We start from the raw sequence: 11424 nt of genomic DNA, 5'->3' as shown, positions 1-11424 counted from the left end.
GAGCATGCAAGGAGTTATTCAGAGGTTCCTTAGCGTTACAGTCGCAGCTCCCGGAGTTCCGGGCTGGTGCCGGCCCGTTCCCAAAGCGTTTGAAAATCCCTGGCAAGGCGTGGCGCTCGCGGCAGGCGGTGTGCGCACAGGTGAATGCGGCGGGGCCGTGGCCAGCCGATGGCTTCGAAAAGGCCGGTATCATCCCCAAGCGCGTGGCAGGCCTGCGGGTCACAGTCATCCTGCTGGGTCTGGCGAAGTTGAATGCGTGAGGGCAGTCGGCGCGCGAGGTGAATCAGCCGATGGCCATTGCGCACCGCCTCTTGCTGATCATCAAACAGCACTCGCACGTCGGAGCGTTCACTGGCGATGGCCAGAGCCTTGATGGCATCGACCACCTGATCGTCAGCGGTGAGTGCATCGAGGGTGGGCACGCGAAGCCACAGACGGCGCTTGCAGGCGTGGGCCAGGCGAGCCAGCCCTTCGCTGGCCTGGCTTCGGGTGAGGGTGATCAGGGTGTCGTCGTCGCCGATGACAAATGACATCAGACCAGCGGTTTGAACATCTGTCGGTGTGGGATGTTGGCGTCCATGAAGATCCCGCCGGACACAGAAAACCCTGCAGCCTCATAGAAACTGGTGGCGTGGGTCTGGGCATGCAGGAAGATTTCTTCCATTCCCAGGCCACGGGCGGCATCTTCGGCTGCCACCAGCAGGGAGCTCCCTACGCCGTTGTTACGTTGCTCTGACAATACGCACAGGCGGCTGATCTGCCCGGTGGGCAACAAGCGGATACAGCCGACCGGCTGTTGGTTCGCGTCCAGGGCCATAAAATGGACGGCCTGGTCATCTTCCCCATCCCATTCCAGCTCCTCCGGCACGTGCTGTTCATCAATGAACACCTGCTGGCGGAGGTTGCGCAGGGCGGTTTCGCTTTCATCCCAACGGGTTTCGATAATGCTGATAGCCATAGGGGTCTCGTTACAGTGGGGCGAAGAAGCCCTGTTCAATCCATTCATGGAGCAATTCCCTGGCGGTGGAAGTCATTACGGCTTCCAGCTCGCTTTCCGTGTAGCGTCGCTTGCTGGCCAATAGCTGAACCAGCGGGCGTTGTTGTTCTGTAAGGGTGTGCGGCTCACCGTTGAGCCATACCCGGTTGCCCTGCATCAGCAGGCGCACGCTGCCATGGCGAACCAGGGCGGTGTGCGGATCGCGCTCGCGAATATGGTGGTCGTCGATGGCAAATTCAAGGCCATCCTGTCGGGGGGTCGATAGCCAGCGATAAACTGCCCGTTCAATGCCTTCTGGCTTAAGCAGATCGAGCGCCCCACGCACCAGGGCCTGGCGATCCTGATCGGTCAGGATGGCTGGGTTGTTGGGGACGGTACGCTGGGGGTCCGTGAACAGGTGGCTGTCAGCATCTGCCAGGCACTCACCGGCGATTTCGGCCATCAGCATCTGGTAATCCGGTGCACGGAAGCCGACGGACCAAGTCAGGCAGTCATCATCCTCGGCCACACCGTGGTGTGCGACCCCAGGCGGCAGGTAGAGTACGTCGCCGGGCATGGCGATATATTCTTCCCGGACTGCCATGCCATCGAGCAATTTCAGGTCCGGGTGGGGCAGGCGTGGGCTGTGTTCGTCACAGACCTCTCCAATTTGCCAGCGACGGGAACCGTGCGCCTGAATCAGGAAGACGTCATAACGATCAAAGTGCGGGCCGACACTGCCGCCCGTCACCGCGTAACTCATCATGATGTCTTCCACGCGCCAGCCCGGCAGGAACGCAAAGCCGTCCAGCAGCAGAGAGGTTTCGGTGAGGAAATGATCAACTGACTGCACCAGCAGGGTCCAGTCCCGTTCCCCGAGAGTGGAAAAGATCTCCTCGTCCAGCGGGCCCTGTTGTAGCTGCCACGGGCCCTTGCCCGCTCCCTGAATAATTCGGGCTTCTACGCCGTCTTCCAGAGCCAGCCCGGCCAGGGTGTCAGCGTCGGGACTGTCAAGACCCGTGGCGGCTGCGGGCATGAACAGCGGCTTTTTCTGCCAGTAATCACGCAGAAAGGCTTCAGGAGCCAGCGGCAAGGTGAAGTTTGGGAGTGTGGCGCTCATGGGCAAGTCCGGCAGCAAGGCTGTGCCAGCGATAGCTGGCACAGCCTCACGCTTCAGAGGTTACGTGCCTGTTGCGGGGCGTTGCCGATGTAGCTGGCCGGGGTCATGGCAAGCAGGATTTCCTTGGCTTCATCCGGGATCGCCAGATCATTGATGAAGGCGGTGAGGGTCTCCTGATTAATGCCGTCCTTGCCGCGGGTCAGAGCCTTGAGCTTCTCGTAGGGTTTTTCGATCCCGTAGCGACGCATGACTGTCTGGATCGGCTCGGCGAGGACTTCCCAGGCGGCATCCAGGTCTGCATTAAGACGGGCGGCATTCACTTCCAGCTTGCCGATACCTTTCAGGCTAGCCTCGAAAGCGATCAGGCTGTGGGCCAGACCGACACCGACATTACGCAGTACGGTGGAATCGGTCAGATCACGCTGCCAGCGGGAAATGGGCAGCTTGGCGGCCAGATGATCCATGATCGCATTGGCCAGACCCAGGTTACCTTCGGAGTTTTCGAAGTCGATGGGATTGACCTTGTGGGGCATGGTGGAGGAACCCACTTCGCCTTCCACGGTTTTCTGCTTGAAATAACCCAGCGAGATATAGCCCCACACGTCACGGTCGAAATCCAGCAGGATGGTGTTGAAACGCATCAGTGCGTGGAAGTACTCCGCCACGCAATCGTGGGGTTCGATCTGGGTGGTGAAGGGGTTGAAGGTCAGTCCCAGGCTTTCAACGAAACGGCGGGCAAAGGTTTCCCAGTCCACTTCCGGGTAGGCCGACAGGTGAGCGTTGTAGTTGCCCACCGCGCCATTGATCTTGCCGAGCAGTTCCACAGCGGCGAACTGATCGCGCTGGCGCTGCAGGCGGGCCACCACATTGGCCATTTCTTTGCCAACGGTGGTGGGGGAGGCCGACTGGCCGTGGGTCCGTGACAGCATCGGCTGGTCGGCCAGGCTATGGGCCTGACGGCGGATGGCGTTGATCACCTGGTCCATCTTGGGCAGCAGGATCTCGCGGGCTTCCTTGAGCATCAGGGAGTAGGAGAGGTTGTTGATGTCCTCACTGGTGCAGGCGAAGTGGACAAATTCACTCATGCCAGCCAGTTCGCTGTGCTCGGCCATCTGTTCCTTGATGAAGTATTCCACCGCTTTCACGTCGTGGTTGGTGGTGGCTTCGATTTCCTTGATGCGCTCGGCATGTTTGGCTTCGAAGTCGCGGGTAATGCCGCGCAGGTGCCAGGCTGCCTGACCGCTCATCAGCGGGACTTCGGGGATATTCTTGTCGTGGGCGAGCTGTTCCAGCCAGCTCACTTCCACGTGGACGCGGAAGCGGATCAGACCGTATTCACTGGTAGTGTTACGCAGGGCATCGACTTTGCCGGCATAGCGGCCATCGACCGGTGAAATGGCGGTGAGGGTATTCAGGCTGGACATGTGTCAGGCTCCCGAAGTCGTCCAAGTAAGGTTCCAAAGCGGCGCAATGATACAGCAAAAAAGGCGGGGCTGCGTGCTTCTGTTGCGTTGGTGTCGGGAGCGTGGCTGGTGGCGATATTCGCCGGTTACGGGAAAAGGGGGTGCCCCATTGAGAGCGCAGGGATTACAGAGGGAATAGCGGGAGAGGGCTGTCATATATGGGCGGTTCTGGTGGTTCAGATTCCGCTGTCACAGCCCGTGACCTATATTGATAAAAAAGATTAAAAAATTTCTATAAATTATTGATATCTATCGATTCTATTTGTGAAAGGATAAGTTTTCTCTGGAACAGAAGATGCCAGCGGCGCCCGCCGAACTGGTGCCACAGGAAGGCGGCGCGGACGCCGGCAAGGAACAGAGCGCGAATCCTGGCGGCCTTGTTTTCGTCCTGAAGGTGAGAGGGCTCGCCCTTCACCTGTATGCGAAAGCGGAAGGTCCCCAGGGTGTCCACGTAGATCCCGGCCAGCCGGTGACAGAACGCATCTTCGGTGAGGCTGCTGAAATGGGCTTGCTGGCCACTCAGGGCTATGAGCCGATGGCGCAGAATGCTGGTGGTGTCGTCGTTCTTGCGGAGTTTGCCTGCCAGATGGAGCAGGGCCAGGCCGTAGTTGAGCGGGCGCAGGGAGCCTCCGGCGGAATCCTTGTTGAGACTGCGGTTGAGCAAGCTCATGCCATCGCGTAGCAGGCCGGGCCTGGGATAGATGGCATCAAAAGTCTCCGCATCCAGTGCCATTACGCCCTCGATGAGCGCTTCAAAGGCCCGTGGGTCGCAATCACCACGCAGGGCAATGTCGTCTGCCAGCTGGGCCGCCTGGAACACAGCAGCCAGCGCCAGTGTTCGCTGCTGTTCGCGAGAGAAACGTTCGCTCATGGGGTGTCTGTCCTTGGCGTTGGGTCGTTACCGGGTTGCTTCAATGGGCGCGCCACCGAGGCAGACCGGGCCATCGTAGAAGACCACGGACTGACCGGGGGTCACTGCGCGTTGTGGCTCATCAAAGACCACATGAACGCGCCCCTCACCGGCATCGGAAACCGTACAGGCCTGATCGGGTTGGCGATAGCGGGTCTTTGCCGTGAGTCTGGCTGGCAGGGCCGGAGGCTGCAGGGCCACCCACATGACCGGGGCACTGGTCAGTTCGCGGCTGTACAGCAGTGGATGTTCGGTGCCTTGCACGGCAATCAGGACATTGCGGTCCAGATCCTTGCCCGCCACATACCAGGGGGCATCGTTACTATCGGAGCGGCCGCCAATACCCAGCCCCTGACGCTGGCCGAGGGTGTAGTACATCAGGCCATCATGGTCGCCAATCACGTTGCCGTGGTCGTCTTCAATCTTGCCGGGTTGGGCAGGCAGATACTGCTCGAGAAAATCCTTGAAGCGGCGCTCACCAATAAAGCAGATGCCGGTGGAGTCCTTTTTCTTGTGGTTGGCGAAGCCCTTGTCTTCGGCGATCCGGCGCACTTCGGGCTTTTCCAGATCCCCCAGCGGGAACAGGGTACGATCGAACTTGTGGTGATCTACCGCGTGCAGGAAGTAGGTCTGGTCCTTGTTGGTATCGACAGCGCGAACCAGCTTCGCGGCTCCGGTGTGATCGACCTGCGCGTAGTGGCCGGTGGCAATGTAGTCCGCGCCCAGGGTCAGTGCATGGTCAAGGAAGGCCTGGAACTTGATTTCCTTGTTGCAGAGGATATCCGGGTTGGGGGTCCGGCCTGCCCGGTATTCGGCAAGGAAATGTTCAAATACCCGGTCCCAGTATTCCGAGGCAAAGTTGGCGGTGTGCAATTCGATGCCAAGAACACCGGCCACCTGCATGGCGTCCAGCAGGTCTTCGCGGGCGGTGCAATACTCGGTGCCGTCGTCCTCGTTCCAGTTCTTCATGAACAGGCCTTCGACCTGGTAGCCAGCGTCGATCAGTCGGGCGGCCGCCACGGAGGAATCCACACCGCCGGACATGCCAACGATAACGCGGGTATCTTGAGGCGCTTTGTGCATGGTCACAGTATTCCTGTCAGCCCCGCTGGAGAGGCCAGGGGTGCTGGTAAATGGTGTCCAGGGGCAATCGTCTACCAGAGAGATAGTCATCCAGGCAGCGTTCCACAAGGGGGCTGCGGTGCTGGTCACGACGGGCGCGGAAGGCCTCTGGTGTCAGCCACTCGGCGTCAAGGATGCCGGTATCCAGTTTCTGACGTGGGTCGTGGCTCACCGGTCGGGCCACAAAGCAGGTCCGATAGTACACCCCGCCGCCTTTCTGCGGCTGAAAGATGTACCAGCCCAACAGGTCGGTGATTTCCACCTGCCAAGCCGTTTCTTCGAGTGTTTCACGCCAGGCCGCTTGTTCCAGGGTTTCGCCGAACTCCACGTGGCCGGCTGGCTGGTTGAGGACCTCACGGCCCTTGCTCAATTCGCGGACAAACAGGAACTTGCCGTCTTGTTCCACCACGCAGGCCACAGTAATGTGCGGCTCGAAGCTGTTCATAGCAGATCTGCCAACAGGGTGCCCGGCGGAGCCGGGCACAATACGATACGATGAAAGGCGGGAATGGTAGCGCAGCCGCCGCCGAGACAACAGGCCAGGAGCGAGGATGTCAGACGATCAGTTTACCCACCTGGACAGCAGTGGACAGGCACAGATGGTTGATGTCACTGACAAGGCAGTGACTCAACGGGTCGCCGTGGCCCAGGCCCGGGTACGCATGCAGCCTGCCACGCTGGCCATGATTCAGGATCAGCGCCATCCCAAAGGCGACGTGTTGGCAACCGCCCGTATTGCAGGCATTCAGGCGGCCAAAAAGACCTGGGACCTGATTCCTCTGTGCCACCCCCTGATGCTGACCAAGGTGACCGTGAATATCGAGCCAGAGGGGGATGACGCCCTGCGGATCGAGACCCTGTGCAAACTCAGCGGCACAACCGGGGTCGAGATGGAGGCCCTGACCGCGGCTTCGGTGGCGGCGCTGACGCTGTATGACATGTGCAAGGCGGTCGATCGTGGCATGGTGATTGAAAGCGTCTGCCTGCTGGAAAAACTGGGTGGGCGTAGCGGCCATTACCAACGCGTTAACGAACAGGAAGAACATTGATGGTCCAGGTACGCTTTTTTGCTGCTCTGCGGGAACGGGCAGGCCGTGATGCTATCCAGGTCGACTTACCGGAAGGGGTGAGCACGGTTGCGCAGCTGGTTGACTGGCTGGCGACAACCGATGTGGCTCTGGCCAAGGCTCTGGAGGCGACACCGCGACGGATGGTGGCCATCAATGAAGTGCTGGGTAATGAGGATAGTCTAGTGGAAGCGGGAGACGTGGTGGCCCTGTTTCCACCGGTGACCGGCGGATGAAGGCCCATATCGAGGTTCGTGAGGGTGGTTTGAGCGCCAGCGAGCCGGATTTGTGGCTGCGGGATCAGGGGCGCAGTGGTGCGGTGGTGATGTTCAGTGGCCAGGTACGCGATGAGCAAGGCAAGGTAGAGGCCCTGCATCTGGAGCATTACCCGGGCATGACGGAATCCGTGCTTGGCACCATTGTTGAGCAGGCCTGCAGTCGCTGGCACCTCAATGGTGCCTGGGTGGTGCACAGGGTTGGCACCATTCAGGCCGGTGATGACATTGTCCAGGTGGCGGTCAGCTCGGCCCACCGTCAGGCTGCTTTCGAGGCCTGCGCCTTTATCATGGATCTGCTGAAGACCCGGGCGCCGTTCTGGAAGAAAGAGCTTATCGACGGGCGCTGGATTTGGGTCGAGGCCCGCGAGAGCGATGACCAGGCCGCCGCGGCCTGGCTGCAGGACGCGACGGGGCGTGCACCTCGCTAGCGCGCCATTCTCCTGGCGCCAGGCCTTCCACTGACCAGTCCCCAATCTGCCAGCGAACCAGTCTCAAGGTGGGAAATCCGATGGCGGCGGTCATGCGTCGTACCTGCCGGTTTCGACCTTCGTCTATGGTGAGTTTCAACCAGCTGTCGGTTACCGTTTTGCGTGACCGAACCGGAGGATGCCGATCCCACAGTGGCGGGGCATCAATGCGCTCGACCTGGGCTGGCCGGGTAGGGCCGTCTTTCAAAGTGATGCCCTGGCGCAATTTTTGCAGATCAGAGCCCCCGGGCTCACCCTCCACCAGAACCAGATAGGTTTTGGGAAGGTGAAACCGCGGACTGCTGATGCGCGCCTGCAGACTGCCGTCATCAGTCAGCAACAGCAGGCCTTCAGAATCCCAGTCCAGTCGTCCCGCCGGGTACACGTCCGGTTGGGGGATGAATTCGCTCAACGTTCGGCGACCCTGATCGTCGCGAAACTGGGACAACACCTGAAAGGGTTTGTTGAGCAAGATCAATTGCGCCATGGGGCCTGACAATCCTGATAGGTTTGATTGATATAATGCGTCGTATTACCGGCCAGCTACGCTAACAAGGCTAAACGGTCAGTGCTATACTCGCCAGCGCACGCCGGTTACGGTTTGATAAAGACAGAGTAGTCCTGTTAAGACCCGCTGATCTGACGGTCAAAAGCCGACTCACATCAGGTGGGAAACACTGCCAATACAATTGGGACTTATAATTCTATGACCACCCCAAAAATTATTTACACCATGACAGATGAGGCGCCCGCGCTGGCGACCTACTCGTTTTTGCCCATTATTGAGAAATTTACCTCCATTGCCGGGATTGAAGTTGAAAGTAGCGATATTTCGCTTGCCGCACGCATCCTCGCCAACTTCCCCGAACATCTGTCAGACGACCAAAAAGTCAACGATACCCTCTCCGCACTGGGCGATCTGACCCAGGACCCGGAAGCCAACATCATCAAGCTTCCTAACATCAGCGCCTCTATTCCACAGCTTCGTGAAGCGATCGCCGAGCTCAAAGAGCATGGCTATAACGTCCCTGAGTACCCGGACGAGCCTCGCACTGATGAAGAGAAGGAGATCCTGTCCCGTTACGCCAAAGTTCTGGGGTCTGCGGTGAATCCGGTGCTGCGTGAAGGTAATTCAGATCGTCGCGCACCGCTGGCGGTGAAAAACTACGCGCGCAAGAACCCGCACAGCATGGGGTATTGGAGCCAGGCTTCCCGCACCCACGTGGCCCATATGCGTGGGGGGGATTTCTTTTCCCACGAGACCTCTACCACCATTGACAAGGCCTGCAAGGTTCGCATCGAGTTTGTGAATGCCCAGGGCAATGTCTCTGTGATGAAGCCGGAATTTGGCTTGCTGGACGGGGAAGTCATTGATGCCATGTTCATGAGCAAGAAGGCGCTCTGCGACTTCTTCGATGAGCAGATCGAAGATGCCAAGAACACTGGCATTCTGTTCTCGCTGCATGTGAAGGCCACCATGATGAAGGTGTCGCACCCGATCGTGTTCGGTCATGCGGTGCGTCGCTTCTACAAAGAGCTGTTTGAGAAGCACGGTGAGGTACTGGAACAAATCGGTGCCAACCCCAACAACGGCTTGAGCAATATCTACCAGAAGATTGAAGAGCTACCGATTTCCCAGCGCCTGGAGATCGAATCCACTATTCGTGCCTGTTACCTGCATCGTCCGGAGCTGGCGATGGTCGACTCTGACCGCGGTATCTCCAACCTGCATGTACCGTCCGACGTCATCGTCGATGCCTCCATGCCGGCCATGATTCGCCAGGGCGGCAAGATGTACGGCGCCGATGGCAAGCTCAAGGACACCAAGGCGGTGATTCCGGAAAGCACCTACGCAACGATCTACCAGGAAGTGGTGAACTTCTGCAAGACTCACGGCGCCTTTGATCCGGTGACCTGTGGTTCTGTGCCGAATGTGGGTCTGATGGCCCAGAAAGCAGAGGAATATGGTTCCCACGACAAGACCTTCGAAATGAAAGAAGGTGGCACTATGCGCGTTGTCCGTGAAGACGGCGAGGTGTTGCTCACCCACGACGTGGAAGAGGGCGATATCTGGCGCATGTGTCAGGCCAAGGACCTGCCCATTCGTGACTGGGTCAAGCTGGCGGTGACCCGTGCCCGCCAGAGCAATACCCCGGCTATTTTCTGGCTGGACAAAGAGCGCGCCCACGACGCCCAGCTGATCCTGAAAGTCACTGAATACCTGAAGGATCATGACACCGACGGGCTCGATATCCGCATCATGTCCCCGGTTCAGGCGATCCGTTACACCATGGAGCGCATGATCCGTGGCAAGGACACTATCTCAGTCACCGGTAACGTACTGCGTGACTACCTGACGGACCTGTTCCCGATCCTGGAGCTGGGCACCAGCGCCAAGATGCTGTCCATTGTGCCGCTGATGGCCGGTGGCGGACTCTATGAAACGGGCGCCGGTGGCTCTGCACCCAAGCACGTACAGCAGTTCCTGGAAGAGAACCACCTGCGGTGGGACTCGCTGGGCGAGTTTCTGGCGCTGGCCGTCTCCATCGAGGAGCTTGGTGAAAAGTATGGCAACAAGAAGGCGAAGGTGATTGCCAAAGCCCTCGACAAGGCCAACGAGCAGTACCTGGAGCAGAACAAGGCGCCGTCCCGCAAGGTCGGTGAGCCGGATAACCGGGTGAGCCACTTCTATGTCGCCATGTACTGGGCCCAGGCCCTGGCGGCACAGGACGACGATGCCGAGCTGAAAGACAAGTTCAGCACCATCGCGGCGCTGCTGACCGAGAACGAGGAAAACATCGTCAAGGAAATGGTGGCGGTGCAGGGGTCGCCGACCGATATCGGGGGGTATTACAACCCTGATTTCAGCAAGGCGTCAGCTGCCATGCGCCCCAGTGCCACGTTCAATGACATTTTGGACAAGCTGTAAGTAAGGGCTTGGCACGAAACAAAAATGCCGGCGAAAGCCGGCATTTTTGTTTGTGTCTATCTGTTTGCGCTGTTTGCCCCTGTCAAGGCATAGGGGGCTTGCCGTGCAGTGACGGCGGCGGGTCTTATTCCGCGGCGTCCTCCTCATTGGAGGCGTCATTGATGGCTTCGCCGCTGGCACGCAGATTGACAGCATGGAAGCCCTTGTTGGCTGGCTGAATCTCGTATTCCACCGGTTGGCCGGCTTTGAGGCTCTTGTAGCCCTCCATCTGGATGTAGGAATAGTGAACAAACAGATCTTCACCGCCTTCATCCGGACGAACAAAACCATACCCTTTTGCGTTGTTAAACCACTTAACCCTTCCCGTTGCCATGGTCCTTCCCTCTACCTCTCCAATGGCCAAGAGCTTTTGCATGCCCTAACGTTTCTTTTTATTACCCGCAGGCAGCACGGTACACTGCATCTGATTGCGGCGCGTTGGGGCGCCGTCGGCGGTGTGGCCGGCATGTCTGCGGCGGTGTGACCCGTCCCATTATGACGGCATCGCATTGTGCAACTTTTAAACATGCGTCGCGGGGTGTCAACCCCATGAACTTTTTGTGGTCATGTAACGGCGCCGGGGATTGAAAAAAGCATGACCGCCCATCATTTCAATATTGCCTGTTGGTGCCAGCAGGGTTACAACGGTTAAGAGGCTTATGAATTTGCAGCAGTGGTGGCAAAGGGAGAATCCAGAGGGTCGGGTGGGGATCTCGGCAGGCCCCGCAGACAATCCGGCAGACCCTGATCGCCATGGGGATCTGGCCATCGAAGAGGCCAGACCGAAACTCAAGCCGCCGTCCATGTACAAGGTGTTGATGATCAACGATGACTACACCCCCATGGATTTTGTGGTGGAAGTACTTGAGGACTTCTTCAGCATGAACCGTGAACAGGCCACCCGGGTCATGTTGACGGTACATACGGAAGGGAAGGCGGTGTGCGGGCTCTACCCGCAGGATATCGCCGAAACCAAAGCCACCCAGGTGGTTGAATATGCTCGTGAAAATCAGCATCCGCTGATGTGTCAGGTGGAAAAGGCCTGACAACGCG

Annotated in this window: 14 protein-coding genes; 5 read left to right on the top strand and 9 right to left on the bottom strand. The window is 58.8% G+C overall.

Annotated features, from left to right (window positions below):
• Positions 1 to 35 precede the first annotated feature (35 nt).
• From A15D_RS12635 to A15D_RS12605, 7 genes are all read right to left on the bottom strand, one after another.
• Positions 36 to 533, bottom strand: coding sequence for a hypothetical protein (locus A15D_RS12635; RefSeq protein ID WP_102792245.1), 498 nt, complete (start codon positions 531 to 533; stop codon positions 36 to 38).
• A complete protein-coding gene (locus A15D_RS12630) occupies positions 533 to 958 on the bottom strand; it encodes a GNAT family N-acetyltransferase (RefSeq protein WP_022984048.1) in 426 nt (141 codons plus the stop codon). Before A15D_RS12630 ends, A15D_RS12635 begins: the two co-directional genes overlap by 1 nt.
• Positions 959 to 968: 10 nt before the next feature.
• A complete protein-coding gene (locus A15D_RS12625) occupies positions 969 to 2096 on the bottom strand; it encodes a JmjC domain-containing protein (RefSeq protein ID WP_102792244.1) in 1128 nt (375 codons plus the stop codon).
• A 53-nt stretch (positions 2097 to 2149) separates the two neighbouring features.
• A complete protein-coding gene (gene purB / locus A15D_RS12620) occupies positions 2150 to 3520 on the bottom strand; it encodes an adenylosuccinate lyase (protein ID WP_102792243.1) in 1371 nt (456 codons plus the stop codon).
• Between the two features lie 271 nt (positions 3521 to 3791).
• On the bottom strand, positions 3792 to 4430 hold the full coding sequence (hflD, locus tag A15D_RS12615) for a high frequency lysogenization protein HflD (protein ID WP_102792242.1): 639 nt from the start codon (positions 4428 to 4430) through the stop codon (positions 3792 to 3794).
• Between the two features lie 27 nt (positions 4431 to 4457).
• Entirely contained in the window at positions 4458 to 5552 is a 1095-nt protein-coding gene (gene mnmA / locus A15D_RS12610) for a tRNA 2-thiouridine(34) synthase MnmA (protein WP_102792241.1), read from the bottom strand.
• 16 nt (positions 5553 to 5568) lie between these two features.
• Positions 5569 to 6036, bottom strand: a complete 468-nt coding sequence (locus tag A15D_RS12605; RefSeq protein ID WP_022984054.1) for an NUDIX hydrolase — start codon at positions 6034 to 6036, stop codon at positions 5569 to 5571.
• Positions 6037 to 6142: 106 nt separating this feature from the next.
• Between A15D_RS12605 and moaC the strand changes: the two genes are divergently transcribed.
• Genes moaC through A15D_RS12590 form a run of 3 tightly spaced genes read left to right on the top strand, consistent with a single transcriptional unit; the run spans position 6143 to position 7364 of the window.
• Positions 6143 to 6640 (top strand): cyclic pyranopterin monophosphate synthase MoaC, encoded by a 498-nt coding sequence (moaC, locus tag A15D_RS12600; RefSeq protein WP_102792240.1) that lies wholly within the window; start codon positions 6143 to 6145, stop codon positions 6638 to 6640.
• Positions 6640 to 6894 (top strand): molybdopterin converting factor subunit 1, encoded by a 255-nt coding sequence (gene moaD, locus A15D_RS12595; protein WP_102792239.1) that lies wholly within the window; start codon positions 6640 to 6642, stop codon positions 6892 to 6894. Before moaC ends, moaD begins: the two co-directional genes overlap by 1 nt.
• Positions 6891 to 7364 carry a molybdenum cofactor biosynthesis protein MoaE gene (locus tag A15D_RS12590; RefSeq protein ID WP_102792238.1) on the top strand — a complete coding sequence of 158 codons (474 nt, stop codon included), beginning with the start codon at positions 6891 to 6893 and terminating at the stop codon, positions 7362 to 7364. The genes moaD and A15D_RS12590 overlap by 4 nt, the downstream gene beginning before the upstream one ends.
• Here the strand turns inward: A15D_RS12590 and A15D_RS12585 are convergent.
• Positions 7267 to 7890 carry a pseudouridine synthase gene (locus tag A15D_RS12585; protein WP_102792237.1) on the bottom strand — a complete coding sequence of 208 codons (624 nt, stop codon included), beginning with the start codon at positions 7888 to 7890 and terminating at the stop codon, positions 7267 to 7269. The genes A15D_RS12590 and A15D_RS12585 overlap by 98 nt on opposite strands.
• Positions 7891 to 8109: 219 nt before the next feature.
• Here A15D_RS12585 and A15D_RS12580 point away from each other — a divergent pair, with 219 nt between their 5' ends.
• Positions 8110 to 10332: an NADP-dependent isocitrate dehydrogenase gene (locus tag A15D_RS12580; protein WP_102792236.1), complete on the top strand. Its 2223-nt coding sequence runs from the start codon at positions 8110 to 8112 to the stop codon at positions 10330 to 10332.
• Between the two features lie 124 nt (positions 10333 to 10456).
• On the opposite strand, the gene A15D_RS12575 is transcribed toward A15D_RS12580, so the two are convergent.
• Positions 10457 to 10705, bottom strand: coding sequence for a cold-shock protein (locus tag A15D_RS12575; protein WP_102792235.1), 249 nt, complete (start codon positions 10703 to 10705; stop codon positions 10457 to 10459).
• 325 nt (positions 10706 to 11030) lie between these two features.
• Here A15D_RS12575 and clpS point away from each other — a divergent pair, with 325 nt between their 5' ends.
• The gene (gene clpS, locus A15D_RS12570) at positions 11031 to 11417 is read left to right on the top strand and encodes an ATP-dependent Clp protease adapter ClpS (RefSeq protein WP_102792234.1); all 387 of its coding nucleotides are present in this window, start codon (positions 11031 to 11033) and stop codon (positions 11415 to 11417) included.
• The last annotated feature ends 7 nt before the right edge of the window (positions 11418 to 11424 follow it).

The sequence above is a fragment of the Alcanivorax sp. MD8A genome (genome assembly GCF_002888555.1).
Classification (GTDB): Bacteria; Pseudomonadota; Gammaproteobacteria; order Pseudomonadales; family Alcanivoracaceae; genus Alcanivorax.
This window is presented reverse-complemented; position numbering and strand designations above follow the sequence as displayed.